At 57.9% G+C, this 22,665-nt stretch carries 40 protein-coding genes and 1 tRNA gene; 11 read left to right on the top strand and 30 right to left on the bottom strand.

Annotation, left to right across the window (positions count from 1 at the left end):
* Window positions 1–6: 6 nt before the first annotated feature.
* The 6 genes from FQ182_RS13345 to FQ182_RS13320 all read right to left on the bottom strand — a co-directional run bounded on the left by FQ182_RS13345 (window position 7) and on the right by FQ182_RS13320 (window position 3,512).
* A complete protein-coding gene (locus FQ182_RS13345; RefSeq protein ID WP_149411821.1) occupies window positions 7–471 on the bottom strand; it encodes a hypothetical protein in 465 nt (154 codons plus the stop codon).
* Between the two features lie 49 nt (window positions 472–520).
* Complete coding sequence (locus FQ182_RS13340) at window positions 521–1,585, bottom strand: site-specific DNA-methyltransferase (RefSeq protein WP_149411822.1); 1,065 nt, start codon at window positions 1,583–1,585, stop codon at window positions 521–523.
* A gap of 264 nt (window positions 1,586–1,849) precedes the next feature.
* Window positions 1,850–2,176 (bottom strand): hypothetical protein, encoded by a 327-nt coding sequence (locus FQ182_RS13335; RefSeq protein WP_149411823.1) that lies wholly within the window; start codon window positions 2,174–2,176, stop codon window positions 1,850–1,852.
* A 46-nt stretch (window positions 2,177–2,222) separates the two neighbouring features.
* Window positions 2,223–2,741 (bottom strand): hypothetical protein, encoded by a 519-nt coding sequence (locus tag FQ182_RS13330; protein WP_149411824.1) that lies wholly within the window; start codon window positions 2,739–2,741, stop codon window positions 2,223–2,225.
* A complete protein-coding gene (locus FQ182_RS13325; RefSeq protein WP_149411825.1) occupies window positions 2,738–2,977 on the bottom strand; it encodes a hypothetical protein in 240 nt (79 codons plus the stop codon). Before FQ182_RS13325 ends, FQ182_RS13330 begins: the two co-directional genes overlap by 4 nt.
* 67 nt (window positions 2,978–3,044) lie before the next feature.
* The gene (locus tag FQ182_RS13320) at window positions 3,045–3,512 is read right to left on the bottom strand and encodes a hypothetical protein (protein ID WP_149411826.1); all 468 of its coding nucleotides are present in this window, start codon (window positions 3,510–3,512) and stop codon (window positions 3,045–3,047) included.
* Between the two features lie 72 nt (window positions 3,513–3,584).
* Here FQ182_RS13320 and FQ182_RS13315 point away from each other — a divergent pair, with 72 nt between their 5' ends.
* Entirely contained in the window at window positions 3,585–3,818 is a 234-nt protein-coding gene (locus FQ182_RS13315; RefSeq protein WP_149411827.1) for a hypothetical protein, read from the top strand.
* On the opposite strand, the gene FQ182_RS13310 is transcribed toward FQ182_RS13315, so the two are convergent.
* The 24 genes from FQ182_RS13310 to FQ182_RS13190 form a co-directional block, all read right to left on the bottom strand.
* The gene (locus tag FQ182_RS13310; RefSeq protein ID WP_149411828.1) at window positions 3,819–4,010 is read right to left on the bottom strand and encodes a hypothetical protein; all 192 of its coding nucleotides are present in this window, start codon (window positions 4,008–4,010) and stop codon (window positions 3,819–3,821) included.
* Window positions 4,011–4,294: 284 nt separating this feature from the next.
* Window positions 4,295–4,783: a YbjQ family protein gene (locus FQ182_RS13300; protein WP_149411829.1), complete on the bottom strand. Its 489-nt coding sequence runs from the start codon at window positions 4,781–4,783 to the stop codon at window positions 4,295–4,297.
* A 69-nt stretch (window positions 4,784–4,852) separates the two neighbouring features.
* A complete protein-coding gene (locus tag FQ182_RS13295; protein WP_149411830.1) occupies window positions 4,853–5,446 on the bottom strand; it encodes a hypothetical protein in 594 nt (197 codons plus the stop codon).
* On the bottom strand, window positions 5,443–6,060 hold the full coding sequence (locus tag FQ182_RS13290; RefSeq protein ID WP_149411831.1) for a lambda exonuclease family protein: 618 nt from the start codon (window positions 6,058–6,060) through the stop codon (window positions 5,443–5,445). Before FQ182_RS13290 ends, FQ182_RS13295 begins: the two co-directional genes overlap by 4 nt.
* A 3-nt stretch (window positions 6,061–6,063) precedes the next feature.
* Entirely contained in the window at window positions 6,064–6,846 is a 783-nt protein-coding gene (locus FQ182_RS29755) for an ERF family protein (RefSeq protein ID WP_256666155.1), read from the bottom strand.
* 7 nt (window positions 6,847–6,853) lie between these two features.
* Entirely contained in the window at window positions 6,854–8,011 is a 1,158-nt protein-coding gene (locus FQ182_RS13280) for a hypothetical protein (protein ID WP_149411832.1), read from the bottom strand.
* Between the two features lie 161 nt (window positions 8,012–8,172).
* Window positions 8,173–8,412, bottom strand: a complete 240-nt coding sequence (locus FQ182_RS13275; RefSeq protein ID WP_149411833.1) for a hypothetical protein — start codon at window positions 8,410–8,412, stop codon at window positions 8,173–8,175.
* On the bottom strand, window positions 8,409–8,906 hold the full coding sequence (locus FQ182_RS13270) for a hypothetical protein (protein WP_149411834.1): 498 nt from the start codon (window positions 8,904–8,906) through the stop codon (window positions 8,409–8,411). The genes FQ182_RS13275 and FQ182_RS13270 overlap by 4 nt, the downstream gene beginning before the upstream one ends.
* A complete protein-coding gene (locus tag FQ182_RS29750; protein ID WP_178114446.1) occupies window positions 8,903–9,040 on the bottom strand; it encodes a hypothetical protein in 138 nt (45 codons plus the stop codon). The genes FQ182_RS13270 and FQ182_RS29750 overlap by 4 nt, the downstream gene beginning before the upstream one ends.
* On the bottom strand, window positions 9,037–9,228 hold the full coding sequence (locus FQ182_RS13265) for a hypothetical protein (RefSeq protein ID WP_149411835.1): 192 nt from the start codon (window positions 9,226–9,228) through the stop codon (window positions 9,037–9,039). Before FQ182_RS13265 ends, FQ182_RS29750 begins: the two co-directional genes overlap by 4 nt.
* Window positions 9,225–9,662, bottom strand: a complete 438-nt coding sequence (locus FQ182_RS13260) for a hypothetical protein (protein ID WP_149411836.1) — start codon at window positions 9,660–9,662, stop codon at window positions 9,225–9,227. Before FQ182_RS13260 ends, FQ182_RS13265 begins: the two co-directional genes overlap by 4 nt.
* Before the next feature lie 21 nt (window positions 9,663–9,683).
* Window positions 9,684–9,944: a hypothetical protein gene (locus FQ182_RS13255; RefSeq protein WP_149411837.1), complete on the bottom strand. Its 261-nt coding sequence runs from the start codon at window positions 9,942–9,944 to the stop codon at window positions 9,684–9,686.
* A gap of 19 nt (window positions 9,945–9,963) precedes the next feature.
* A complete protein-coding gene (locus FQ182_RS13250) occupies window positions 9,964–10,290 on the bottom strand; it encodes a DUF551 domain-containing protein (RefSeq protein ID WP_149411838.1) in 327 nt (108 codons plus the stop codon).
* A 21-nt stretch (window positions 10,291–10,311) separates the two neighbouring features.
* Window positions 10,312–10,554, bottom strand: coding sequence for a hypothetical protein (locus tag FQ182_RS13245; protein ID WP_149411839.1), 243 nt, complete (start codon window positions 10,552–10,554; stop codon window positions 10,312–10,314).
* Window positions 10,555–10,582: 28 nt separating this feature from the next.
* Window positions 10,583–10,774 (bottom strand): hypothetical protein, encoded by a 192-nt coding sequence (locus tag FQ182_RS13240; RefSeq protein WP_149411840.1) that lies wholly within the window; start codon window positions 10,772–10,774, stop codon window positions 10,583–10,585.
* A 28-nt stretch (window positions 10,775–10,802) separates the two neighbouring features.
* The gene (locus FQ182_RS13235; RefSeq protein WP_149411841.1) at window positions 10,803–11,261 is read right to left on the bottom strand and encodes a hypothetical protein; all 459 of its coding nucleotides are present in this window, start codon (window positions 11,259–11,261) and stop codon (window positions 10,803–10,805) included.
* Between the two features lie 325 nt (window positions 11,262–11,586).
* Window positions 11,587–11,662, bottom strand: a tRNA-OTHER gene (locus tag FQ182_RS13230).
* Between the two features lie 73 nt (window positions 11,663–11,735).
* Window positions 11,736–12,095, bottom strand: a complete 360-nt coding sequence (locus FQ182_RS13225) for a hypothetical protein (RefSeq protein WP_149411842.1) — start codon at window positions 12,093–12,095, stop codon at window positions 11,736–11,738.
* Window positions 12,096–12,289: 194 nt separating this feature from the next.
* On the bottom strand, window positions 12,290–12,871 hold the full coding sequence (locus tag FQ182_RS13220) for a tail assembly protein (RefSeq protein WP_149411843.1): 582 nt from the start codon (window positions 12,869–12,871) through the stop codon (window positions 12,290–12,292).
* Window positions 12,872–12,928: 57 nt separating this feature from the next.
* Complete coding sequence (locus FQ182_RS13215) at window positions 12,929–13,276, bottom strand: hypothetical protein (protein WP_149411844.1); 348 nt, start codon at window positions 13,274–13,276, stop codon at window positions 12,929–12,931.
* 51 nt (window positions 13,277–13,327) lie between these two features.
* Window positions 13,328–13,744: a hypothetical protein gene (locus FQ182_RS13210; protein WP_149411845.1), complete on the bottom strand. Its 417-nt coding sequence runs from the start codon at window positions 13,742–13,744 to the stop codon at window positions 13,328–13,330.
* 414 nt (window positions 13,745–14,158) lie between these two features.
* Complete coding sequence (locus FQ182_RS13205; protein ID WP_149411846.1) at window positions 14,159–14,662, bottom strand: hypothetical protein; 504 nt, start codon at window positions 14,660–14,662, stop codon at window positions 14,159–14,161.
* A gap of 125 nt (window positions 14,663–14,787) precedes the next feature.
* A complete protein-coding gene (locus FQ182_RS13200) occupies window positions 14,788–15,231 on the bottom strand; it encodes a DNA-binding transcriptional regulator (protein WP_149411847.1) in 444 nt (147 codons plus the stop codon).
* A gap of 563 nt (window positions 15,232–15,794) precedes the next feature.
* A complete protein-coding gene (locus FQ182_RS13190) occupies window positions 15,795–16,556 on the bottom strand; it encodes a helix-turn-helix transcriptional regulator (protein ID WP_149412013.1) in 762 nt (253 codons plus the stop codon).
* A gap of 91 nt (window positions 16,557–16,647) precedes the next feature.
* Here FQ182_RS13190 and FQ182_RS13185 point away from each other — a divergent pair, with 91 nt between their 5' ends.
* The 10 genes from FQ182_RS13185 to FQ182_RS13145 all read left to right on the top strand — a co-directional run bounded on the left by FQ182_RS13185 (window position 16,648) and on the right by FQ182_RS13145 (window position 22,640).
* Window positions 16,648–16,857, top strand: a complete 210-nt coding sequence (locus FQ182_RS13185; RefSeq protein ID WP_149411849.1) for a Cro/CI family transcriptional regulator — start codon at window positions 16,648–16,650, stop codon at window positions 16,855–16,857.
* 64 nt (window positions 16,858–16,921) lie between these two features.
* Entirely contained in the window at window positions 16,922–17,392 is a 471-nt protein-coding gene (locus tag FQ182_RS13180; RefSeq protein ID WP_149411850.1) for a YmfL family putative regulatory protein, read from the top strand.
* 123 nt (window positions 17,393–17,515) lie between these two features.
* Window positions 17,516–18,349: a hypothetical protein gene (locus FQ182_RS13175; RefSeq protein WP_149411851.1), complete on the top strand. Its 834-nt coding sequence runs from the start codon at window positions 17,516–17,518 to the stop codon at window positions 18,347–18,349.
* Between the two features lie 36 nt (window positions 18,350–18,385).
* Window positions 18,386–19,231: a ParB/RepB/Spo0J family partition protein gene (locus FQ182_RS13170; protein ID WP_149411852.1), complete on the top strand. Its 846-nt coding sequence runs from the start codon at window positions 18,386–18,388 to the stop codon at window positions 19,229–19,231.
* 1 nt (window position 19,232) lies between these two features.
* A complete protein-coding gene (locus tag FQ182_RS13165) occupies window positions 19,233–20,201 on the top strand; it encodes a phage replication protein (RefSeq protein WP_149411853.1) in 969 nt (322 codons plus the stop codon).
* Window positions 20,188–20,973 carry a hypothetical protein gene (locus FQ182_RS13160; RefSeq protein ID WP_149411854.1) on the top strand — a complete coding sequence of 262 codons (786 nt, stop codon included), beginning with the start codon at window positions 20,188–20,190 and terminating at the stop codon, window positions 20,971–20,973. The genes FQ182_RS13165 and FQ182_RS13160 overlap by 14 nt, the downstream gene beginning before the upstream one ends.
* Window positions 20,970–21,350: a phage protein NinX family protein gene (locus FQ182_RS13155; protein ID WP_149411855.1), complete on the top strand. Its 381-nt coding sequence runs from the start codon at window positions 20,970–20,972 to the stop codon at window positions 21,348–21,350. The genes FQ182_RS13160 and FQ182_RS13155 overlap by 4 nt, the downstream gene beginning before the upstream one ends.
* The gene (locus FQ182_RS13150; protein ID WP_149411856.1) at window positions 21,347–22,075 is read left to right on the top strand and encodes a hypothetical protein; all 729 of its coding nucleotides are present in this window, start codon (window positions 21,347–21,349) and stop codon (window positions 22,073–22,075) included. The genes FQ182_RS13155 and FQ182_RS13150 overlap by 4 nt, the downstream gene beginning before the upstream one ends.
* Window positions 22,072–22,227 carry a hypothetical protein gene (locus FQ182_RS29745; RefSeq protein WP_178114445.1) on the top strand — a complete coding sequence of 52 codons (156 nt, stop codon included), beginning with the start codon at window positions 22,072–22,074 and terminating at the stop codon, window positions 22,225–22,227. Before FQ182_RS13150 ends, FQ182_RS29745 begins: the two co-directional genes overlap by 4 nt.
* Window positions 22,224–22,640, top strand: coding sequence for a recombination protein NinB (locus FQ182_RS13145; protein ID WP_149411857.1), 417 nt, complete (start codon window positions 22,224–22,226; stop codon window positions 22,638–22,640). The genes FQ182_RS29745 and FQ182_RS13145 overlap by 4 nt, the downstream gene beginning before the upstream one ends.
* Window positions 22,641–22,665 lie beyond the last annotated feature (25 nt).

The raw sequence follows: 22,665 nt of genomic DNA, 5'->3' as shown, positions 1-22,665 counted from the left end.
GGTGGGTTAGCGGGTGGCTTTGGCGATTACCGCTTCGGCGTGGGCAAGGGCTGCGTGGTACTTGTCGAGCCTGGCGGCCCCGAGTTTCGCCAGTCCGACCAAGTTGGATAGGCTTTCGAGCAGCTCTTCCTGCATCGCACGTTCCTCCCGGCCGATGTCCCAGAAGCGCTGGCCCCAGTGATCTGCCGGTGGCGGGTTGGTGTTTTGTGCGCCGAAGGCCAGGGCCCCGAAAATCGAGTCGCACAGATCGCGCTTGTAGGCGTTGTCGCCGTGTATGCTCAAGCCGCGGCGACGCAGGACACTGAGCACCTCGTTTGTATCCAGGCCCTGATCCTCGAAGACAATGTCCATTTCCGGCTTGCCCGGGGTGCAGATCACCAAGACGAGCTTGCTGCCTGGTGGGCAGTGCTCGCTGAGGTTGACCAGGGCATCGTTGGCGGTCTGGTGGAAGCGCTGAAGAATTGCAGACATAGGAATACCTCGCCCGCCGCTCACCGGCAGGCATGTAGGGGGATTGGGGTTAGGCTGCTGGGTGTTGCACTGTGTCGCGGAAGACATCCATCTGCGCCGCGCCGTCGAGCCAGGCGGCCGCGATCCGGCGTTCAGCCATTGCGGCATATTCCGGGTTCAGTTCGCACAGGATCGATTTTCGGCCTTCTTGCATGGCGACCACCGCCGTCGTACCGGCACCGCCGAACGGGTCAAGCACGACGCCGCCCAGTGGTGCGCCGGCCAGAATGCAAGGTCTGATCAGGTCAGGCGGGAAAGTGGCGAAGTGCGCACCCTTGAAACCTTGCGTCGGCACCGTCCACACACTGCGCTTGTTTCGAGTGTCCAAGGGCCAGGCGCTTTCCTCTCGATCTGGCCGGTGTGTTCCCAGTGATTGCCCAGGGATAGCTTGCTCTCGCTTTGAATCATCGCGCTTGAAACTATCCCGCTTGCTGCGCACAGCTTTCATTGGGCCGTTCGACTTTCCGGGCACTCGATCACTGCCTCGCTGTTGCTCGATATCCTGAGCCATTCGTGTGATCGAACTCAGCGCTACAGGCTCCTTGATCGCATCCTGGTCATAGTAATAGCGTGGTGACTTGCTCAAGAGAAACAGGTACTCGTGCGCCTTTGTGCACCGGTCCCTGATGGATTCAGGCATCGGATTCGGCTTGTGCCAAATGATGTCTTGGCGCAGGTACCAGCCATCATCTTGAAGGGCGAAGGCGAGGCGCCAGGGGATGCCCATGAGGTCTTTCGGCTTGATGCCGGCCGGATCTCGAGGGCGAACGCTCATTGTGCGAGCGTCCAGCTTTTCATCTGCGCCGCGAGTAGTCCTGCCCCCATTGGCATAGCTATCGCCCATGTTCACCCATGCCGTGCCATCATCGCGCAACACCCGTCGGACCTCCCGAAATACGTCCACCAGGCGCGCCACGAATTCCGCAGGAGTTTCCTCAAGGCCGATCTGACCGGCCATGCCGTAATCGCGCAGGCCGTAGTAGGGCGGAGACGTGACACAGGTGCTCACTGATTGGTCTGGCAGCGTCCGCATCGACTCAATGCAGTCGCCGATCAAAACGCGATGCTGTTTCATGGCCTTGGCCCCTTGTAGATGAACACGTAGGCGAACCAGAGGGTGGCGATCATGGCGTCACCGCCTGCCAGTAGGTCGTTTGCGTCTCTGAAGTTTTCACGAGGCCTTTGCGCTTTAGGCGCTGGCACGCTTTGCTGACCTCCTCGCGGGTTGCACCTACTGAGCCGTGCATAGCCCAGGCTGTAGAGCCTTGATGAGCGCGCAGGTAGTTCAGTACCCGCGTATCAAGCGCGATTCGACCGTTCATTACTCCGCTTGGGCCCTTCATGGTGTCACCTCGCGGCGTGCCCACCAGCAGACCGGGCCATCGTCAGTGTCACCAATCGAAAGGCAGAACCAGCCGTCACCATCAGGCTTTGCCGGTTCCCAGTAACTGCAATCAGGGTCGCCCGATTCAAAATAACGATCAGCGATCGCCTCTTCGGCGTACTCGATGCTCGCAGTCTTCACGACCAGACCCTGATCAGCGATCCACTGCTTGCTCTTTTCTCCGTCTCCCTCTTCGAACGATGGGAGATTGGGGTGCCAGAACATGCCCTCGGCATTGCGAACGACTGGGACAGGCTGGATCAGTTTGATTTCTTCAGGCATGACTTCGTCCTTGCCGCTATAGCGGCTGACTTTGAAGGGGGAGGGGTTACAGAGAGGGGTTGAGGCGTTTCAGCTCGTCGAGGCAGGCGTTCCAGCCATCTGCATGGCCTTCAGCGTAGTTTCCGCCCATGTCATGACCCCATGCGCGGGCCTCTGGCTTTTCGCCTGGCAGCACCACCGCTACCGGCGCGGGCTGCTCGGCCAGTTTGGCCCGTGCGTGCCATGCTTCAATTGCTGCTGCCTGCCCATCCATGCGGCCTACCGCTTCGCCTTCTTTGTTCCAGGCCCAGTCATTGAATGCCTGCTGCTCTTTGTAGTCTGCTGCTCGGCTCTGAGCGTTGGTGATCTGAGCGGCCGGCTTGCAGTCTGGGCAGTTCATGGCCTGCGTGCCGACAGGCCTGAGATTGTCGATCCATCCGCTGCCATTGCAGGCGCCGCACACAGGCGCATCCATCAGGGCGCGCAGCTTTTCAACGGCAGTAAGCCGTCCACCCCTTTCGATATCAGAGATAATTTCTTGAATGCGCGCACGCGGCACGCCGTCAATCGTTTGGTTGGTGGTCATGGCTTCACCGATTTCAGTTCAAGGCGCGCAAGACGCTCACGCAGGCTATTGATCTCGTCCTGGTACTGGTCGGCCAAGGCTGTCAGGTCGTTGAAGCTGACCCAGTTGCCATGCTTTTCCGGCACGCGGATTACACTGCCTTTTTCATCCTCACCGCCCCGCCAGAAGTTGAAGCGTGGCAGTTCGTGTACTTTGTCCCACAGGTCATAGCCTTCGCGGGTTTGGATGTTCCGCATAAATCACCTCAGCAAATCAGTTGTGCCAGTGCCAGCAGGCACCAGCAGTAGGCGGGGAGTTGGGATTTCATTGCTGGTCATCCGATGGCTCTTTTCCCGTGCCGTTGCACGCGCCACATCCTTCGTCGGCGCCATCTGGATTGGAACGAAACCCCCAGCCCTTGCAGAACTCGCAGGAGTCGGCGCCGACCTCTGCTGGCTTGAGTGCGGCGCGCATACGGGCACGCAACCTCAGTACAGCGTCCAAGTCCAGGGGCTCACGCCCCACAGCGTCTAGCACTTCGCCAATCAACCCATCCAGCACATCCACCCGCTCATCCGCTGCGGTCAGGCGCTGTTGCAGGGCAAGTGCAATCTTGTCGGTCTTGTCGAGATTGAATGTCACTGCGCCGAGCGACGTTTTCAGGGCGTCACGCTCGACGGTGACCTGGTCGAAGTCTTCCGCCGGAACAACCCAAGGCTGGAACAGTGCTTTCGAAACGCCTTCTACTCCCGGAATAAAGCCTTTCAGCTTCCATCGCATTACTTCGGACACAGTTATTTCCTTGCCGGGCCATGCCCGGCGGTGGAGTGCTAGGATGGCCCCTTCCTATAAATAGGCAGGACCATGACCAAGCACGATATTTATGACGAAATTGAAGGGTTTCAGGTCTGGAACTACATGGAGTGCGACAAGGACGAGGAAGGCCGGGAGACCTGGCGCATCAACGTCGAGATAAAGCGTGGTGGTGAGGTCGTGGTGCCGGTGGTTGCTGGAGATCGCACGTATGTCGATCGCGCCCTGGCGCAGAAGGCTGGGCGTGAAGTTGGAGCCGTGCTTATTGCTGGGCGCTCAGCTTAGTTACCGCGACAGCTCCTTGGCCTGCTTCTTTGACCAACTCAGCACATCCGCAATGACGTTCTTCTTGAACATGCTTCGCTGTCGGTAGTAATCAACGGCGTTGCGGGAGACCGAGAAGCAGATACCGGCTTGGAATCCCTGCTTTATCAGCTCCTCATGGACGTTCTTTTCAATGAACTCATGAGGGGTCATAGGGCCACCCATTCGTTCTTGTCGTCGTAGTAGCCGCGCCATTGGCCCAGGCTGAACGTCAGGGTTCCAGGCGTGCATAGCCAGGCCCTGGTGATCGGCCCGCCAGTTAGGTGATAGCTCTTTTTCAGGGCTCGCAGTACGCGCCGACGAATGCGTGGGCGCGACAGGTCGATCCGCTTGATGCGGGGGGGGTAGACATTTCATGCCTCCAGGTGCGCGCCTGCCTCGCCGGCTGGCGTGATTCGTTGATTTGGGGTATTACGGGTGACCGGCATGGAGCTGGATCAGGCGTTGTCGCCGTCGTCTTCGGCGTTCATTTGGAGCGATTCGGCAAATCCTGCTTGCCGTAATTTGCGCGCCACGTTTTCAGTTATCTCAAAACCGTGGCGCTTAATTTCGAAGAGCGGGGCGGACTTCTCGGCGCCCAGCGAGTGGGCGTGCGCGATCAGCCGCCGGATGGTCGCCCGGTCCTTCGTCTCGCCCAGTTCGGCGGTGAGCGCTTCCAGCCGGTCACGCATTCCCTGGCGGAAGTAGTGGCGGATGATGTCGGACGGTCCTTTGACCTTCGGCGGGGCTGGCGGCAGATCCTCGGCATTGCCATTGATCACCAGCAGCTGCACCGCCTCGCCAATTTCTCGAATCTCATGCCAGAGCATCAGCTCTGCAAGCATCAGCTGGGTTCCGTACGGGACCGTGTGCCGCAATTCCTGCTCGCCCAGTTCTTGCCGTTTCTCGGCAAGCTTGGCTGTGCGCTCCTTCTGTTCGGCAGCCATGGCCTACCTCTTCTATTCCGCTGGCCTGCAGTGCCAGCCAGGTTTGACGTTTGCGTTGCTGGATGCGGGCTATGCGACGCATCGAGCTGCTCTCCGAACCAGCTTTGGATAGTCGATCCCGTGCGCCGCGATAATCCTCTCGAAGGCCTTATAGCCGATTGCGAGCTTGCCGCAGCACTGCCGGCGGGTAATACCCAACTCCATGAATGCCCTGATCCGTTCGGCGAGTTGCGTATCCTTGGCTTCATCCACCTGTTTTGGCACCAGATTCCCGGTGCCGCCACGAGTTGGAGCTCTGAAGGTGATCCCGAACTCTTTGCCGATCTTGGAGACCGTTCGCCGGTCGATGCCGAGTTCTGCCGCGACCTCAACCTTTGGGTGATTGGCGGCCAGGCTCCGAACGCGTTCAACCAGCTTCAGGCGCTCCTGGTCACGGACATCGGATCTCGCCAAGGGCAGCGGAGCCGCCTCAACCTTCCGCCGAACAAACGGCTTGGGCGTCGGCGGCATCTGGTTGCTGTAGGTGATGGGCTTGGGCTTATAGCCGATGGGCGCCGCTTCTTCGATCTGGCCGCCATGGGCCAGGTACTTGGCGACCTGGGCCGCCAGTGCATCCGAGGCCGGGCGCAGTGCCTCGACCATGCTGAGGTGGTTGCTGATCATGCTGCGATCCCCAGGACTTGGTTCATGCGCTCATCGAGGATTTCGTAGAAGGTCTTAACCCGCTCAGTCAGCTTGCGGATCATTGCCTCGTCGCGATATGCACGCTTGATGAAAAGCGGCATTCCTGGCCAGTAGCAAACAAAGTCGATCCACTCGCGCTCGGAGACCCACAGACCGCCCTGGCACTGAGCTACGTGCTCCTTGGGGATTTCGCCTGAAAGGATCACTTCGACCTGGAATTTCGGGAGCTTGGTTTTGATTTCCGTCAGACCTTTCGCCCCCACAAGCGAGTCTGGCGAGTAGCCGGCGCCGTGGTTTAGGATGATTGCCACCTGGGTCGTTTCAACCTCCTCGCGCTCCTCGTAGAGCTTGCGGGCGACGGCTTCCAGCTCATGGCCGCGCTCAGTGTGTCGATTACCCTGGAATGGGTCGGCCGCCTCGCCGGTGATGCGCTCACCGATTAGTGTGTTCATGTAGGTGAAGGCGCCGACGCCGAAGCCTGACTCGCCCTTACCGTTTACCAGCAGGCATTCCAGTTCGGAGCAGGTGACGATGCCCAGGCGCAGGGCCAGCCACTCAGGCGATCCCTGTTCAATCTCAGTGATGATTTGCATAACTTACTCCTGAGGGCGATTGGCAGACTTGGTGATGCGGGCCGACACCGCGTCAAACTCAGACTTGTAAACGTTGGCTGCGCAGCCGTATTTGGCGGTGAAGTTCTCTTGTAGCGCCGGAGTACATTTTTTCAGAAGTGCGTCGAGTTGGGCTGCCTGGCCTGCGGTTATGACTGGCTCTGGCGGAGGATCTTGAGGGCTGTTCGCACCTTGTCCGTCGTCGTCTTCATTGGTCATTACCACGTTGAAGATCATCATCGTCAGGTAGCGGCGGGCGTAGCTGAAGGTCGATCCGCTTGCGTGGACACCTGTTTTATTCACGCTGCCCTTGATGCCGACGGAGTCAATGGGAAGGTCGATGTGATACTGCTTGGTGTGGCCGCCTTCGTGCATGCAGTCGCAAACGGTGCGGATGTGGCCTACCAACGAGCTATCGGCGGTTCCGAACGATAAGGAAAAGCCGTAGGCGGTGTAAACCGGGGATATCTTCTTATCGATCGATTCAAGTGCCGCGTAGGAGCTGCTGGTTTGCGTATTGATTTTGTCGCGGAATACCGGACCAATCTGAGCCTGGGCGCGGACCATTGCGGCATTGAAAGCTGCTGCTGCCGTGCGATCCGTATGGCGCTCGTACATCTCCATCATCTTCTGCATCTTGTCGGCATCAAATGCCGGGTCAGTCGCCGCGCGCTGAATCATTGTCAGCATCGCAGTAGATTCATTAGTGGCCACAGGGTTGGCTACCTGCTGGGTTTCGGCCTGTTCGGCCAACGCTAAATTGCTCATGGCGACCTCAGTATTGGATAGACATGGAAGGGATGAGACCGCTCGCAACCAGCTTCACAGCGAGTCGCGCGCATTCTTCCGTCATGCCGTGCTGGATGAATGCTTCCTTGGCGGCTTTGTAGATCGCGCCCTTGTGGGCCTTGTCCGCCTCGCGCGCCTGTTGCTGGCGCAGGATTTCGTCTGCCGCTGCGTTGGCTCGGGCGACCTCATCCAGTCGAGCCCGCTCTACGGCTTCTTCCTGGCGGCGTATGGAGGCAAGACGCTCCTGCTCGGCGCGCTGCTCGGCTGCCAACTGGTCGGCCTTGGCCTGGGCGGCATGGCGCTCTGCCTGTTCCGCCTGCAGCTCCAGTTGCAGGCGCTGGCGTTCGGCGGCGGCCTCTGCATCACGGGCGGCCTGTTCGGTTGCCCGCTGCGCTGCTGCGGCCTGGTCCAGCAACTCCTGTTCGCGGCGCGCCGCTGCGTCACGCTCGGCCTGGGCCCGTTGCTCGGCTTGAATTCGTGCCTGCTCAGCCGCTACCCGGGCAATCTCTGCATCGCGGTCTCGCTGGGCCTGCGCTTCTGCTTCGGCGCGCTGCCTGACCAGTTCGGCCTGCTCAGCCTCGTACTGGGTGCGCTCGGCCAGAATTCCGCGCAGCTTGGCCAGGGTCTGATCCTTCACCTGGGCGGCCTCGGCCAAGAACTCTTCCCAGGTGTCGTTGATCGCTATCAGCTCCAAGTCGGCGATGATCTGGGCGACCTGGGCGGCGCTCGGGGCAGCTTCGAAAATCAAAAAGTCTTTCATGGCCTGGATGCCATCGACGTGCTTGTCTTTGCGGGCCTGTTCAGCCTCTTCCCACTCCGTCAGCGGCTGGCGGGTGGTATCGCGCAGGTTGTCCATTTTGGTCACGAAGTCGAGCAGCTCAGCTTCCACCACCTTTGGCATTTCCTTGAGGCGGCGCAGGTAGTCACGCCCGGGCTTCTCAACAGCTGCTTTCGATTTGCTGACAGTGGCGGCCAGGGAGGCGATACGCTCGCGACCCTTACGGGTGGTCAGGTCGGGCACTTCGCCGGTAACTTCGGCCTTCACCGCGTCGAAGAACTGGCCCAGGCCACCGGCAACGTAAATGGCCGGCGCGTTGTCGGCGCTGATGTCGTCGATGGTGATTACTTGCTGTTCTGCGAGCATGAGGATTCCTTGCCGCGATGCACGCAGCGTTCGAAATTGGTTGAGTTACTTCGGTGCGATCAGATCGGCCAGGGCTATCAGAGCCAGCCAGCCGGACCAGCCGAGGAGGGAGGTTGCGGCGCCGCGCCAAATGAGGTGGCGGCGTTTGAGTTGGCGGGTGGTCATGGCGATTCATCTTCAAGGTAGAAGCTGTCCCAGTCATGAATCACCTGGGCGTCGTCACGCACATAGGACCAATCATCGAAGTGGCAGCGCTGCTGCTGGCCGCACACGTCAATTCGCATCAGGCCGGTTTGTACGTCGATTTCGATCACCGGCCACCACCAGTCCTTGCCGTCTTCGCTTACCCACAATGGCTGGGGCAGCGAGTTGATTAACTCCATGTTGAGTAGATCGCTCACGGCGCCACCTGTTTGCGGTAGCCGGCGTCGTAAAGCACTCCAGCTTTTTCACGCAGAAGCGGTCGACTTGGGTCCTTGTCCATGACCACGCAAATGTCCGTGATCGCAAGCTCCCGCTCATCCGCAGCGATCTGCTCTGGCGTGCGGATTGGTCGGAATTGCATATCGCCCAGGTAGTAATGTTGCTCACCATCACTGGCTTTCAAGATCACGTATACGCTGCCGATGTAGAGTGCCATCCCGACCTTCCAGGCGTGATCGTCATATCTCCATTCAAGCTCAATACCAACAGGCGGCAGGCCTTCGCCGGTCCAGGGGTCTGGCTGGGCAATCTCAAGGTAAGAGTTGCTCATGCACCCGAAACCCATTTCCCACTCACCATCCTTGAAGAACTGATAGCTTCCAGAGTTTCCGCCGAAGCACTTAACCCAAAGGCCAGAATGCGGATTGATGTGGGTGGCGCCATCAGGTTTTTTGGTCAGATCAATCTTCATACGCTCACCTTGCAAGTCCAGCGGCCCGCACACTTGCAAGGCTGCTCGATCCATTTCACGTCTACCAGAAACAAGAAACCCTGATTTCTCAGGGCTTCGGCGATGCCTTTGAATGATCCGGCGGTGATGGTCATGCAGCCTCCTTGCGCCTGGAGACGATCTTGTTGAGGCGCCCGCAGTAGTGGTTGAACTCTTCGATGGTGATCACATTGCCCTTGAGCATGTTGATGATCATCCGCTGTACGACTGCCTCGGCGCCGGGCTCGCTGGCAGGATGCGCCAGGGCCTCCAGCGCCTCATCGATCAGGATGTGCGGGCTCATAGGTCGGTATCCACATCGTCTTCGGCCTCTTCCCGTTCTGCTGCCACTGCATCGGCGGCGTAGGGCCTCAACAGATCAATGGCGACCTTCTCGGCGGCTTCGATGGGGCGGGGCTGGCCGATCAGGTCAGCAGCGTGACCGCGCGAGTCGGCCTGGCTGCCCAGGATCGAAGACAGGAACAGCCTGGCGAATGAATCGCGCTGGTCCAGGTCGTCGATCTGGCGCTGGTTCAGGTGGCCTTGCAACACCGTACAGAACCGGTCGAACGTCACCACCTGCGGCTGGCCGAAGCGGCGCTTCCACTTGATGTCCATGCCGCACACCAACTGTTCCGCCGAGTGTTCCAGCCACTCCTGTTCCGGGTTCGCCTCGCTGACCTCTGGAGGCAACTGAGCGTCGAAACGCTCCTGGCATATCTTCAATGCTGCGTTCATAGTCGCCTCCAGGGTGGCGGGTTAGTCGTAGTAGTCCTGATCGGCCAGGTACTCGGAATGCTCATTCACAAGCCACTCTTCCATCGAGGCGATCTCAGATTCAGTCATGAAGCTGGTGTCGTCTTTCGATTCCCACTCGATTTCGCAGTGCCCGTGATACTCATCGGGATCAGCGGCCTGCGAGCTGAAGTTGCCTTTCGAGGCCGAGAAAGAGATAACGGTCAGGTTGACGGCAATGTCCTCGCCATCCTTGACCGTCCAATATTCGTAAGTGCGGGCCATAGATGCCTCCACAGTGGCGTTATTCGGTGGGCGGGGCGGGGAGTGGCTGCCAGTGGGTTACTTTTTTAATGCATTCCCGGATAGCGAACTTTTGAACCTGTCCAAGCTGGTAGAACACACCAGCGCCGCGCCAGATTCCGTCCGGGTGAAGAATTGCCAAGCCCGTATCCAGGCATGGCTCGCCATCAGCGTCGGAGTGGTAAGCCACGATTACCTCAATCGGGAAACCCGGCAGCCTGTCACTGCATTTGATCCAGCCAGAAACAGGCTTTACTGAATCGCGGACCACGGCCGCGAGTTCGTCCAGCTTGCGCTGTGATTCGCGCAATGCTTTGAGGGTTGCCATGGCGACCTCCAGTGTTTGGGGTTAGGCGGAACGGGCGGCGAGCATGGCGTCGGCTTGGCGATATGCCCATTCAGCAACGTTTTTAATCGACGAATCATTAGGCAGCGGGTTTGCCGTCCACCCCTGCATTGCCTTGGCAGCGAAGTAGTCGCGCAGGCTCATCCCGGACAGATCACGCTTCGTTTCGGAAACAGTCGCTGGCTGAAAAACCATGTGGTCGTATTCAGCGACCGGGAAGGCTGGGCCTCCGTCTTGAATGCTCATGACTCTCTCCATTCGTTGGTTCACCCGGTTAGGCGGTGGCTATGACGGCTTCACGAAAGCGCGAAGGGCTCCAGTCGCAAACCTCATCAGCAGGGATATGGCCGAACATCAACGTGCAGCGTCGGCAATGCACGCAGTCGCCGCAGGTTTTGCCCTCGGGCAGGTTCATCTGGTCAGAGTTGTCCGCCGACCGTGGATATGGCTTTCGTTGCTCGCTCATGAATGACTCCGTTCGTTGGTTCGCCCGGTTAGGCGGCGACAGGCTGATTCATCAGTTCGGCGTAGGCGCTGAGTGCTTCTTCGCGGGTATCGCCGAATGCGTAATTTGCGGACGACTGCAGGTCTTCAAACCCTTCGCCGGTAACGCACCACGCGCTGCCGTCTTTCATCACGCGGATGGCCCACCACGGTTTCTGGAATCCGTCAGTGCGGCAGGTGTTGCAGGCCCAGGTGCCGCCGTAGACGAAGCCGCTTTGCTTGCAGTGGCCGTGCGGGAACGGGTGGATGAAGTAGATCTGACCGGTGCGCACCAGCTCGTCCGCTTTGTCCCAGCCCTGCCCACGCTCAAAGCGCGACGGGCCATCAGCCGCGGCATGGCGCTCAACACCATGCACTCGGGAATTGAAACCGCCGAGGAAGTTGCCACTGAGCATGCTTGCGTCGAAAATTTCATTAGCCATACGGATACGGTTCGTTTGCTGTTTCATGGTCAACTCCGATTTTTGGTTCACCTGTATTCGTCAATACTCATGCCTCCCGCTGGTTGCCGATGGGCGCGGGGGAGGAGTGCTGACGGGTAGAGGCGGGGGAAAGGTGCCGGTTACGCTGTCCGGCTCCAGCGCTGACGTCGCGATAAACGACCTGGCCAACTGGACGAGGTGATGCAGAAGGCCGGACGCTACCCCGACAGCTGGCTTGGCGTGGACCCATCCAGCGGCGCAATTCGTTTACCCCCTGTATCGAGGGAAGGGACGGCCACAGGTACTTCGTTAACCGCGCCCATTGAAGCTGGGCGCCACTTCTGTATCGGTCTGCACTCAGGTCGGGATTCGAACCCGGCATGGCTCCCACTCAAGGCGCTCTTCCTTGCTGAGCTATCGCTGAGTGCAGACCGATACAGCCTGCGCTTCGGCACGCAGGTGACCGGGCAGTTAGCGACAGGCTGTCGTTGGCGTTGGTTGTCACATCAAGCGTTCAAGGTTTTCAGCTATTTGCTGCTCAACCATGTCGCCAATCTTGAATGTGTCGTCTATTGAGAAGTGCGGGTTGCATTCTGAGCAGTGCCCGGCAACCTCGATCTCGACGGCGTGCCGGACAAGTTCTTGATCTCGGAAGCAGGAAGGGCAGCGAACGGTTTCAATACCGCGCGCCTTGACCTTCCCGATGCAGCATTTTTCAGCGTCTTCCTCGTCATCGTGCGATTCCTCACAAACGTCGCAGAGCCAGACCTCGTTGACCTGGGGCCTACAACAGTCTTCCGCCGATGATTCGTACTCGTGAACCTCGTTGCAGGCATCGCACTCATAGGCCCGTTTCGGCATATCAAGCACCTCTTGGTTGTCATCCCAAAGCCCACTCAATGAATGGGCTTCAGTGATGCTTTCCGCCGTGACCCGCGAGATAAGCGGCGTCGGTCACTGGCTTGAATCAAATGTCGTGTTGACCGATGCGTCGGCATGCCGGGCGTATCAGTTCAAAGGGGAGGGGCTGTAGGGGAGGTAAGAGTGAGGAAAATCTACATCTGGTCTTCGGCATAAATGGCGGCACTGATGATCGCCCCGCCAACCCGACGCTTGCCGTAGCAGAGCGGTACCGGGTTACCGGATGCCGTGGTGTTCTTGGCGCTACCAAAGGCGTAGCCGGGGGTGTTCTCCGGTGCGGCGCTGGTCTTGAGTCCGCTGGCCTGAGGGCTCAGCATTTGGATTACGCCGCCGGCGACAAGGCCGATACCCACAGGCATTAACACTTGAAACCCAGGGATGAATGACACAGCAATCAAAATTGCCCCGACGATGGTCTGTAAAAGACCAGCTCTCTTGCTTCCGGTTACCACCGGAACGACTCTGATGACGCCCCGGCCTTGAAACCCCAGCTCGCCCTCACCAATATTTTTCTTTCCGCGAAAGACTGCGAACTCAAGTCCTCGCGACTTCGCGTTCGACAGAAAGCGCTCGAAGCCTGGGATCTGAACGCAGAGTGCTTTAATGGCCTCTGCCGGACTACGAATGGAAAGCCTGTATTCTTTTCCAAATTGCCGCAGCAGGCCGCCTAGCCGTATTGTTTCGAGCGGCGAATATTCAATAGTCAATGCTGACATTGCTTTTCTCCAGATGTAAAAAAACCGCCCGTAGGCGGCTCTGTGCCGTTAAGCAATTTACAAGCAACTATTAAACGATCGCCTCAAGTCGCCGCGCCCGACCTGTTGCCACGCCATGCGCTGATAGAGCTTTACGGCGCTGCCGGTGGAGCTCAGCTTGATATCAAGCACGTCGTCTGTCTGACCATTCATTTCGCTCCCCGCAACGACTCGATAGCCGTCGGCCGTCTCGCTCATGATTGAGCTGGAGCGATAATCCTGCCATGCAGGGAACACACATAATGCATAGGCCTTCGGGCTCTTCTTGGTAGTCGCCGAAAGCTCTGGCGCGCCACTCAAAAGATCAGAAGGCGTTGTGCATCCCGATAACAATGCTACTGCCAATCCTAAAGCCGCGATCCTCATAGCAATCCCTCCATGTCAAAGGAGGGATCGTATCATTGACAGCTTGCAGCATTAAGCAGTCATGGCTCCAGGGGCAAACCCGAGCGCCGTCATGACATCTCTTTTTATGTTGAAGGTTCGACAGATGAACAGCATGTTGTTTCCATGCTTGGAATCATCAAGCATTTCCTTCACCTCTTTAGCTACGACAGATCTAGAGACAATCAGGTTGATTTGAACATCGCAGCCTTCAACGGTCGAAGCATCATCCCATCCGGCCCCGCCGTGGTCCTGGGTCACCGTAGCCCTCATCTGCTTGCCTTGATAATCAACAACGAGAACTTCGGTCCCATTGCGATGCGGAGACTTTGCGCGACTACTTACTGGTTTCATTGCTTTCTCCTGTGGATCATCAGATTCGCTGCTTTCCGCAAAACCCTTCTCAAGGCTTTCTGGAGAGCGTCCTGCCCATTGGTAACGGGCAGGCAATCTCTACTCCTTGCACAGGCCAACGGTCGCTTTCCCGTTGATGTCTTTCGGCGCGACAAGGGGTCAAGGCCCCATAAGCCATACGCCTACTCACCACCACGCAGCTTCACCAGCTACGCCCTCCGAATGAGGTCTCCTATGCCCAGCGCCGACATGAGGTCGAATCGCTGCGTACCGTTGCGCGGTACGTCCGCTGGCTATGCATCGGCCAGCTCGGCGTCCATCAAGTTTTTAAAGAGCGGGTCGCAGTAGTGGTTCGCTGCGATGGGTCAAATATAGGGCAGCCTTTATTTATAGTCAACAGGAATACCTTTATTTTTGAGTTTAAGTGCGCAAATAAAGGCATGGCATCTTCTCGCGTAAATGAGGCGCAAAAAAACCCGCACTAGGCGGGCTTCGGTGGCGACGGATGGATTAGTTAGAAAACTTCACCTCAGTGGCCAGGGCTTCTTTCGCTGCTTGGTATGCAGATTTGGCTTGCTGGTCTGTGGTGCGATAGGGGCTCATGGTGGTTAGGTAAGCCGACCATTTCGCATACAGGTCCTTGCTCAACTCCGCTTGCTTGGCCGGCACCTTAGCTGCCTTGAGGCGATTCACAGCATCGTCGCCCTGCGCTCTGGCATGCTTGAAGCATTCGATTAGCGAGTTACTGTACTCGGCAATCATTGGGCGATTGCTATACCGAACCGCATAGCTACCGGTCGTTGCCTCAAGGTCACATTGCCACGCCGGAAGATCTAACTGGCGAGAGAAGTTGATGGCCTCCGGAGACTTCGGGTCATACTTGAAATCAATGGGCTTGAACGCGTGGGGCGCCTTGGCAGCGGTCGCAGCGGTCGGCGTCTTTTGTTGTGGTGCTACGCAGCCTGCCAAAGTCAACGTCAAAGCAGCAAGCAGAGTGCAGGTTTTCAAGCGCATGGTATCCCTCCCGTAATTGAGTCCGCACTTTACCATTCGTGGCGTACAGCCACCATTGGCGGGGTAGGGAAGGGCAGAAACAAGAAGCCCGGCGCTGGGCCGGGCTTCTTGTGATGGTTGGTTTTTTAAGCCGCCATCGCTACTGATTCTTTCCAGGTATCGCCATCTTTCTCAAAGGCTGCGCCTTCGTGTGCCTCGGCATTTGGCTCGAACAGAATCGGTCCGAAGTTAGCGTGAATGAATGCCGAGTAAAAGGCTCGCATTGCCACATCGGGAGGTCCGGGGATCTCCTCCACGCCACGCTTCTCCCAGTTAGCAATCGTCTGAACGTCCACCCGAAAAATTGCTGCGGCTTCTTCTTGGATCAGGTCTTGTTCTTTTCGCAAAAAGCGAAATTGGTGGCCCGTCATTGGGGTTCTTTGGCGAATGACGTCCCGCGCAATGGCGCGGTGTAGTCCGTCTACGTCATCGATTCGCACGCCTGGACCGTACGACGTCTGAACAATCGTATATCCATTTTTCAGGAAGATGCCATCCAGGCCGCTACCTGTGTACTTGTACATTTTCATACCTCCCATACCGTGATAGCGAACAGCTCGCCAGGCTCAGGACTTGGATTTACGGCCACAACCATGCAGACGATATCGCGCGGAGGCGGCTCGCTCATCCTAAACTCAAAATTCTTGTGTTTTTTGTCATACGTGGGACCCCTGGTAATGGATCCTCGACGCAAGCAGCGCAATGCTTCAGTGACAGTGACGCCGCGCTGGGAAAGTCGTTCCATGCAATGCTCACGAAACACCACCCTGTTCGAATCCTGCGCCAAGACGTGCACAAGATCTTCTAGCTGCTGCCTTGTCCATAGCGGCTTTTTACTCATCATGAATACCTATAAATCTTATAGGTGACACCATAGTATGGTGCCAACGCAGCGACGTAAATAACGATTATTTATTTGAATCTTGCAAGCGGCTATTTCCGCGGCCCCTAATGCGAGCCGTCCGACCGGCGGCATCATAATCAGGTTGACGAGCCTCTACAAACTCTAAAATTGCCGCGCATTCATTGAATTATGGTGATTGCCCAGTAAAATTTCTGCGGCGCCTGCACGACCGCAGCGGCACGGCTTTCCCTACCGGGCGTACATGCCCCACCAGAAAACGTGCCCAAGGATGGCTATCTGCTGATCCTGCATCTGCTGGAAGCTGTAATCCTCATCTGGATGCTCATCGCGATTGAAGCTGCGCAGTCTGATCCCGGTAGGTAGCCTAAATAGCTGCTTAACCCGCAACTGCCCGTTGTGGTTTATTGCGTACAGATCGCCGTCAATGATGTCGCCGAGGCCCGTCTTGCCGAGATCTACGCCCACGGTTGCGCCGTCGCGTAGCACGGGAGTCATGCTGTTGCCGCGAACGGTTACGCACTTCGCCTGATTAAATTGAACGTTGTTATCTCTAAGGTTCTTCTTGCGAAAGCGAAGGCTTTCGCCCTCATCCTCCCGAATAACGAACCGTCCAGATCCGGCGTCCAGCTCCACCTCCCGAAGAAACGGAACCTCTACCTCATCGTCATCGAGGGGCGTTTTTTCGTCCCATCCATCAATTGACCTAAGGGCGCTGGCGTTTGACTCTATGCCGGGAGGTTTTTCCAGTTGTGGCTGCACTCCTCCCGTCACCGCCTTCCATTGCGCATCAGGAAAGCGAGTGCCCTCCGACAGCCACACAGGGTCGACATTGCATATCTGAGCCAATCGAACCAGGTGACTGCTCGACCTGGTCAGCCCTCGTTCAATTTCGGAAATAGAGGCTTGCTTTATACCGGCGCGCTCGGCCAGCTCAGCCTGGGTAAGGCCAGCATGCTTTCGTGCTTGCTTGAGACGATCTTTTAATTCCATAGGTAGATAAGTTAAAGGTTGTCCTTTGAAGTTGCAAAAAGGTATACCTTTGCCATAAGATAAAGGCATCCCTTTATATGGGCGGAGAATCATGAAAAAACCTTTTGAGAAGCTCGTCGAGCATTTCGGCTCGCAATCCGCGACCGCGGCTGCGCTTGGCGTAAAGCAGGGCACTGTCAGCGGGTGGGTTCGCGGCCTTCACGGCTGCGCAGCCGAAGTCGCAATGCGCGCCGAGATCATCACGCATGGGGCAATCAAGGCTCGTGATCTGCGTCCAACCATACCCCTGGCAGCCGCCTGACACCCCAGTCCGCCGATCCATTGAAGCCATCTTGAACGCAACCGAGCCAAGGAAAAACTAGACGATGAAGTCGCCAGTGCTAGAAACCCGCAGGGCAGCAGTGATTGCTGCCGCCAATGCCGTCTCAGGCGGTCTTCCTTGCGCCGCAGCATTTCTTGGCGAGGAAGATTTCAAGCGTTTCAAGAATCGGATTTATGAGTCGGCAGGGGTCAAGCGGCTGACTGATGACGAAGTCTGCGTGCTCGAAACCCAAGCCCAAACCACATTCCTCCCCGACTACATCTGCGCCATGTACGGCGGCGTGTTCGTGAAGATCCCGGAAGCGGGGGAGCTGGACAACGTCGATCTATATCAGCGCTCGCTGGCTGCATCGGCGCAGCGTGGTGCCCTTGACCAGATGGTCGCTTCCGCCCTGGAAGACGGCGAGATCAACGCGACCGAAGCAAAGAAAATCCGCGCCCTGCACGCCAAGTACATGTCGGCGAGCCTTGAGGCTGTGGCGGCGGTGATTGAGTTGCACAAGGCAAGAGCTTGAAACCATGCCGCGCCACGTTTTCACGCTTTACAAAACGTGGCGCAAAACCCCAACCGCAAATTGCGGGCGCAAAAAAAGCCAGGTTCGTGGCCTGGCTGATTGCGTAACGAAAGGAAAATCTACATGAGCAATTTAACCCAAAACGCCATCAACGTAAACGGTCCAGCAATTACCGTCGAGCAGGTGACGCCCGAGATCGCCCGCGCCTGGCTTGAGCGGAACACCGGGAACCGGGCGGCAAGCATGGCGCACGTCGCGAAGCTCGAAAAAGCGATCCGAGAGGGCGGATGGAAGATGACCGGCGACCCCATCCGCTTCTCAAAGGGGGGCAGCTTGTTGGATGGTCAGCACCGCCTACATGCCATTCTTCAATCTGGTATCACCGTCACTTGCGTCGTAATGCGAGGCTTTGACGAAAGCATTTTCGACGTACTCGACAGCGGCAAAGGTCGCCAGAAGTCGGATGTGTTGTTTGTCCAGCTAGGCCTCCCTGTTGAGACCTGCAAGATGCTGGCGACCGCCACCACCTGGGTGATTGATTACGAGAAGGAGCAATTTGGATTTCCCGGCAAAGCCGAGAAGACCGATGTCCTGGAATTCGTGAAACGCAACCCGCTGCTGATCGCCGCCGCCGAGTACGGCCAAACCCTACCTCGGCAATCGCCCGTTCCGCGCTCAATCGCTGCAATGTTTTACTTCTACGCAAGTCAGCGCAACCAAGCTTTGGCTGAGCGATTCCTAGAGCGCTTCATGGTAGGCGCCGTCGAAGGGGTCAACGACAACCTTCTGTACCTGCGTAATCGCTGCTTTGCCGCATCAGTGGATCGTCGCCCGATCCACCGCAGCCAAGTCATCGGCGCGCTGATTCGCACATGGAACGCAGAGCTGCGTGGCAAGCCTATTAAGCACGCGACCAACGTTATGCGAGTCGACGACACCTTCCCGACCTTCATCTAAATAGGATGGGGGCGGGAAACCGTCCCCTGTCAAAAAATGGCCGATCAAATCATTCAGTGCCAGGCATCCCTGATCAAGGTCGCGAATCGATTCCGCAAGGACTTCGGCGACATTGAAAGCCTGGCCGCAAGCATTTCAGAGATTGGGCTCTTGCAGCCAATCGGCATCGACTCCGGGTATCGCCTCGTTTTTGGTGAGCGCCGCCTGCGCGCCTGCCTGTCCATCGGTTGGGAAAAGATTCCAGTCCGCACCGTTCACCTCGATTCAATCTTGCAAGGCGAACTGGCCGAGAATGAATTCCGCAAGGACTTCACGCCGTCCGAGCGCGTTGCCATTGGCGAGGCCATTGAGCGCGAGCTTGGTGATCGGGTTGGTCGTCCATCCGACAAAACGGTGGAAAATTTTCCACCATTGTCAGAATCCGGAAAGACTCGTGACATTGCAGCAAAAGCTGCAGGATTCGGTAACGGCAAAACCTACGAGCAAGCAAAGCGTGTCGCTAACGAAGCGGCTCCTGAGCTTGTCCAGGCAATGGATGAAGGGCGCGCCTCGGTATCGGGCGCCTTGGCGTTGCTGGTGCTGCCAAAGGATCAGCAGGCATCTGTTGCGGCCGGAGACAAGAAGTCTATTCAGCAGGCCTCTAAGGCGGCCAAGGCACCTCCTAAGGAGCAAGCTCGCGCATCTGACCTAATCCTTAGCGTCATCACTCAGGTAGAGCTGATAGGGCGCTACGTGGAGCGTAGCGAGGTTGGCGTGCCTAGCTTTGCTGGTCAGTTTCTTTCTGACCTGATCGAGGCAGACGCGACCATTCAGGCGCGACTTTCCGCCATTCTCCCAGTACTGCAAGGCCTCTCAGATATCGCTAGCGCGGTGGAGGCCTAACATGCAGTTCACGCTATCTATCAACCAAGTGAAGTCTCTTGAGTGGGGTCTGAACTCGCAGCAAGCGCTCTTGTTCGCTTTCATCTACTCATGCCCAAGCTGGACGACTCCAGTAAAGACAGAGAACGGCATCTTCTTTGCGCTCAGTAAAGCGAAGATCGTAGAAGAGTTGCCTCTGCTAACCGACAAGCCTGACACCGCTTACCGCATGCTGAAAGCGCTTGAGGAGGCCGGTTTAATTGACCTGTCCAGCACAGCAAACATCACGCTTTTCCGTCTGACCAAAAAGGCAGCCGAGTGGAACAAGAAAGAAGACGGGTCGGAAAAATATCCGACCCCGCCAGCCTCAAAGGTTCGGAAAAATATCCGATCTACCTCGGAGAAATCTCCGAGCAAGGTCGGAAAAAAATCCGAGCAAGGGTCGGATAAATCTCCGACAAATCAAGATACCAGTAATCAGGATACCAATCAGGGTACCAGTCACAGCTTGCCGGAAGGCTCGGACAAGCCGACCCAGCCCGGTGTGTTGGTGCTGGTGGCTGATCAACCCGAAGCGCCCCGCGTTGAAATCCCAGCCGACATGCCAGGGCCGAAAGACCAAACGTGCAAAACGTTCAAGGCCTGGGCGAACTACGCCATGGCCTACAGCAAGCGCTACCAGTGCTGGCCGGTGTGGAACGCAGCAGCCGGTGGAATCCTCGGCAAGCTGGTTGACCGCCTGGGTGTCGAAGTCGCCCATAGCGTGGCTGCGTACTACCTCACGATCAACGACGCCCGCATTGTCAACGACTGCCACAGCCTGAACAACCTGATTGCCAAAGCCGAGGCATACCACACCCAGTGGGCCACCGGCCGCCAGATGAATTCTCGCACTGCCCGCCAGATCGAAGACACCCAAGCCAACATGAACGCCGCGCAGGAAGCCGCCCGGCTCATTCTCGATGGGGAGAAACGCAATGCTTTCCTCTGAAAACCTTGCCGAGTTGGCGGCAGGCATCTGCGCCACCGCCGAAACTCTGGGCCAGACCATCAGCGCCACCGCCGCCCGGTTGATGGCCGAAGACTTGGCTGCATTCCCGCCGCAGGACATCCGCAAGGCCCTGCAATCCTGCCGCCGGGAGCTGACCGGAAAGTTCACCCTTGGCGCGATCATGCAGCGTATCCAGGCCGAGGACGGTCGCCCAGGCAAGGATGAAGCATGGGCGATCGCCATGACCACCAACGACGAATTCGAAACCGTGGTGCTGACCGACGAAATCCAGATCGCCTTGGGCGCGGCAAAGCCGGTTCTCGATGCCGGCGACAAGGTCGGTGCGCGAATGGCCTTCATCAGCACTTACGAGCGACTGGTTTCCCAGGCTCGGGATGATGTGAAGCCGGTGAACTGGCACGTCTCGGTGGGCTTCGATGCCAATCGCCGTGTCGAGGCCATCACCAAGGCTGTGCAGATGCAGCGAATCCCACAAGAGCACGGGCAGAGGTACCTGGCTGATCTGCGGGTAGTGCCGGTTACCGAAGACGGTCGCGCCTTGGCGGGACTGATTACCGGCGAAGTGACCCGGCAAACACCAGCAGTGCGCGAAAAGCTCAAGGGCGTGAAGGACTCGATGATGGAGATGCGAACGGCCTCTGCCGCAAGGAAGGACGAGATGCGTATCGACGCTGCCAATGAATTGGCTGAGCGCCGGGCGCTGCTGATCAAGCAGGCCGAAGAATTGGAATTGAAGAGGGCGGCGCAATGACCGAATTCGTGGAAGTGAAGACAAGCGATCTGACTGGTGCGGCGCTGGATTGGGCTGTGGCAAAGGCTGAGGGTTTGCCAGCGCTTATTTACCCGAGCGAGCCGCCATACATCTACATCGATCTGCCTGGCCGTGGCTGCGGGCCTTATCACCCTTCGCACAACTGGAGCCAGGGCGGCCCACTGATCGAATCCGAAGAGCTAACCGTTGAGCCGAGCGCTTGGGACTGGAATGGCGCTTGTGTTCTTTGGCGTGCGCATCAGGAAGGCGAGAGTGCCTATTTCGAGCATACAAACCTTCTCGTTGCGGCCATGCGTGCAATTGCTCACGCCAAGCTTGGCGACACCGTAAGCGTGCCAAAGGAGCTGCTGTCATGACTGACATGATCTGCCGAAAATCAATGTCCCGCTGCCAGACGCCGGGCATGTGCTCGCCGCATGGCGGCTGCCAACCAGAAGACTCGCACATGCGCGCCATCCGCTCGCTTCGCGGTGACTGCGCAGACCTGATTGCCGAGCGCGACCGGCTCAAGGCCGAGAACGAGCGCCTGAAGACGTTGCGAAGCAAAACCGAACGTGAGCTTGCGCAAGAGCTTGAGGTTTGGCGGCACGGCCCGTCCTGCTGGAATTGCGGAGATACCGGTGACGTGCATGACATGCTCGGCGAATGGCGCGGCCAATGCGATTGCAATGCAGCCAAGTTGATTGATGTTGCCAGCGAGCGTGACGCCCTCAAAGCCGAAATCGCCGGCCTCAAGACCGGCTACGCAGCCTACGAGCGGGTGAATGAAGAGCTGAAGGTTGAGGTATCAAAGTGGAAGAGCGAGAGCGTGGGTGACAGCCAGGAAATCTACAGCCTGTCCTGCGCCCTCGCTCAGCGTACCGGCGAAGTGCGGGAGCTGGCTGCGATAGTGGACGACTTGTGCGCACTGACGAAGCAATTCGCCCAGAGCCTCCGCAAAGCCGCTCCGGGCAACGACCTACCAGAAAAAGCACTGGACTACTTGAGGCGTAAAGGCTTGCAAGGTAGCCCGATGCGCAATCGCGTAGCCGCTGCTGACACTCCTGTCGACGCTGCCATTGGCAAGGGAGAGCAGTCATGAGCGCTGAAAAACTTATGTGCTGGCTGTTCGGGATAGGTTTTTGGGGGATGTTTGTGTTGATGAACGTGGCGATCAGTCAGCGTGATGATGCCGGTGAATTCAAAACCACGATCGGCGGCTCTGAACTGGTATGCAGGGTGGTGAAGCCATGACCAGCCTCCAGATCCGCAATGAATCAGACCGCAACAAGGCCATTGGCTACATCGCTGGCATGGACATCACCAAGCCCAAGAAGCTGGCCATCACCGAAGTGGATCGCAGCGGCGAGCAGAACAAGGCCCTGCACGCGGCGCTGGCCGATATCGCCGCCCAAGTCGATCACGCCGGTCGCAAGTGGGACGTCCTGATCTGGAAGCGCCTGCTGACGGCTGCCTGGCTGCGCGAGACCGGCGACAAGCCGCAGATGATCCCTGCGGTAGACGGCAACGGCTTCGACGTCATCTACGAGCGCACAAGCAAGCTCACCGTGAAGCAATGCGCCGAGTTGATTGAGTGGGTTTTCGCGTTCGGCGCCGAGCACCAGGTGCGGTGGACGCAGAAGGACAACTGGGGAGGGCGTTATTGATGAGCCACGACAACGGACACGGAAA

It is taken from the genome of Pseudomonas sp. ANT_H4, from assembly GCF_008369295.1.
Classification (GTDB): Bacteria; Pseudomonadota; Gammaproteobacteria; order Pseudomonadales; family Pseudomonadaceae; genus Aquipseudomonas.
Note: the sequence above shows the minus strand (reverse complement) of the source record. Positions and strands in the feature narration are given on the sequence as shown.

What these genes read in the sequence shown, in the direction of transcription:
- FQ182_RS13345 (WP_149411821.1), bottom strand. Translation starts at nt 471, where the DNA reads ATGTCTGCAATTCTTCAGCGCTTCCACCAGACCGCCAACGATGCCCTG.
- FQ182_RS13340 (WP_149411822.1), bottom strand. Translation starts at nt 1,585, where the DNA reads ATGAAACAGCATCGCGTTTTGATCGGCGACTGCATTGAGTCGATGCGG.
- FQ182_RS13335 (WP_149411823.1), bottom strand. Translation starts at nt 2,176, where the DNA reads ATGCCTGAAGAAATCAAACTGATCCAGCCTGTCCCAGTCGTTCGCAAT.
- FQ182_RS13330 (WP_149411824.1), bottom strand. Translation starts at nt 2,741, where the DNA reads ATGACCACCAACCAAACGATTGACGGCGTGCCGCGTGCGCGCATTCAA.
- FQ182_RS13325 (WP_149411825.1), bottom strand. Translation starts at nt 2,977, where the DNA reads ATGCGGAACATCCAAACCCGCGAAGGCTATGACCTGTGGGACAAAGTA.
- FQ182_RS13315 (WP_149411827.1), top strand. Translation starts at nt 3,585, where the DNA reads ATGACCAAGCACGATATTTATGACGAAATTGAAGGGTTTCAGGTCTGG.
- FQ182_RS13310 (WP_149411828.1), bottom strand. Translation starts at nt 4,010, where the DNA reads ATGACCCCTCATGAGTTCATTGAAAAGAACGTCCATGAGGAGCTGATA.
- FQ182_RS13300 (WP_149411829.1), bottom strand. Translation starts at nt 4,783, where the DNA reads ATGGCTGCCGAACAGAAGGAGCGCACAGCCAAGCTTGCCGAGAAACGG.
- FQ182_RS13295 (WP_149411830.1), bottom strand. Translation starts at nt 5,446, where the DNA reads ATGATCAGCAACCACCTCAGCATGGTCGAGGCACTGCGCCCGGCCTCG.
- FQ182_RS13290 (WP_149411831.1), bottom strand. Translation starts at nt 6,060, where the DNA reads ATGCAAATCATCACTGAGATTGAACAGGGATCGCCTGAGTGGCTGGCC.
- FQ182_RS29755 (WP_256666155.1), bottom strand. Translation starts at nt 6,846, where the DNA reads ATGAGCAATTTAGCGTTGGCCGAACAGGCCGAAACCCAGCAGGTAGCC.
- FQ182_RS13280 (WP_149411832.1), bottom strand. Translation starts at nt 8,011, where the DNA reads ATGCTCGCAGAACAGCAAGTAATCACCATCGACGACATCAGCGCCGAC.
- FQ182_RS13270 (WP_149411834.1), bottom strand. Translation starts at nt 8,906, where the DNA reads ATGAAGATTGATCTGACCAAAAAACCTGATGGCGCCACCCACATCAAT.
- FQ182_RS29750 (WP_178114446.1), bottom strand. Translation starts at nt 9,040, where the DNA reads ATGACCATCACCGCCGGATCATTCAAAGGCATCGCCGAAGCCCTGAGA.
- FQ182_RS13265 (WP_149411835.1), bottom strand. Translation starts at nt 9,228, where the DNA reads ATGAGCCCGCACATCCTGATCGATGAGGCGCTGGAGGCCCTGGCGCAT.
- FQ182_RS13260 (WP_149411836.1), bottom strand. Translation starts at nt 9,662, where the DNA reads ATGAACGCAGCATTGAAGATATGCCAGGAGCGTTTCGACGCTCAGTTG.
- FQ182_RS13255 (WP_149411837.1), bottom strand. Translation starts at nt 9,944, where the DNA reads ATGGCCCGCACTTACGAATATTGGACGGTCAAGGATGGCGAGGACATT.
- FQ182_RS13250 (WP_149411838.1), bottom strand. Translation starts at nt 10,290, where the DNA reads ATGGCAACCCTCAAAGCATTGCGCGAATCACAGCGCAAGCTGGACGAA.
- FQ182_RS13245 (WP_149411839.1), bottom strand. Translation starts at nt 10,554, where the DNA reads ATGAGCATTCAAGACGGAGGCCCAGCCTTCCCGGTCGCTGAATACGAC.
- FQ182_RS13240 (WP_149411840.1), bottom strand. Translation starts at nt 10,774, where the DNA reads ATGAGCGAGCAACGAAAGCCATATCCACGGTCGGCGGACAACTCTGAC.
- FQ182_RS13235 (WP_149411841.1), bottom strand. Translation starts at nt 11,261, where the DNA reads ATGAAACAGCAAACGAACCGTATCCGTATGGCTAATGAAATTTTCGAC.
- FQ182_RS13225 (WP_149411842.1), bottom strand. Translation starts at nt 12,095, where the DNA reads ATGCCGAAACGGGCCTATGAGTGCGATGCCTGCAACGAGGTTCACGAG.
- FQ182_RS13220 (WP_149411843.1), bottom strand. Translation starts at nt 12,871, where the DNA reads ATGTCAGCATTGACTATTGAATATTCGCCGCTCGAAACAATACGGCTA.
- FQ182_RS13215 (WP_149411844.1), bottom strand. Translation starts at nt 13,276, where the DNA reads ATGAGGATCGCGGCTTTAGGATTGGCAGTAGCATTGTTATCGGGATGC.
- FQ182_RS13205 (WP_149411846.1), bottom strand. Translation starts at nt 14,662, where the DNA reads ATGCGCTTGAAAACCTGCACTCTGCTTGCTGCTTTGACGTTGACTTTG.
- FQ182_RS13200 (WP_149411847.1), bottom strand. Translation starts at nt 15,231, where the DNA reads ATGAAAATGTACAAGTACACAGGTAGCGGCCTGGATGGCATCTTCCTG.
- FQ182_RS13190 (WP_149412013.1), bottom strand. Translation starts at nt 16,556, where the DNA reads ATGGAATTAAAAGATCGTCTCAAGCAAGCACGAAAGCATGCTGGCCTT.
- FQ182_RS13185 (WP_149411849.1), top strand. Translation starts at nt 16,648, where the DNA reads ATGAAAAAACCTTTTGAGAAGCTCGTCGAGCATTTCGGCTCGCAATCC.
- FQ182_RS13180 (WP_149411850.1), top strand. Translation starts at nt 16,922, where the DNA reads ATGAAGTCGCCAGTGCTAGAAACCCGCAGGGCAGCAGTGATTGCTGCC.
- FQ182_RS13175 (WP_149411851.1), top strand. Translation starts at nt 17,516, where the DNA reads ATGAGCAATTTAACCCAAAACGCCATCAACGTAAACGGTCCAGCAATT.
- FQ182_RS13170 (WP_149411852.1), top strand. Translation starts at nt 18,386, where the DNA reads ATGGCCGATCAAATCATTCAGTGCCAGGCATCCCTGATCAAGGTCGCG.
- FQ182_RS13165 (WP_149411853.1), top strand. Translation starts at nt 19,233, where the DNA reads ATGCAGTTCACGCTATCTATCAACCAAGTGAAGTCTCTTGAGTGGGGT.
- FQ182_RS13160 (WP_149411854.1), top strand. Translation starts at nt 20,188, where the DNA reads ATGCTTTCCTCTGAAAACCTTGCCGAGTTGGCGGCAGGCATCTGCGCC.
- FQ182_RS13155 (WP_149411855.1), top strand. Translation starts at nt 20,970, where the DNA reads ATGACCGAATTCGTGGAAGTGAAGACAAGCGATCTGACTGGTGCGGCG.
- FQ182_RS13150 (WP_149411856.1), top strand. Translation starts at nt 21,347, where the DNA reads ATGACTGACATGATCTGCCGAAAATCAATGTCCCGCTGCCAGACGCCG.
- FQ182_RS29745 (WP_178114445.1), top strand. Translation starts at nt 22,072, where the DNA reads ATGAGCGCTGAAAAACTTATGTGCTGGCTGTTCGGGATAGGTTTTTGG.
- FQ182_RS13145 (WP_149411857.1), top strand. Translation starts at nt 22,224, where the DNA reads ATGACCAGCCTCCAGATCCGCAATGAATCAGACCGCAACAAGGCCATT.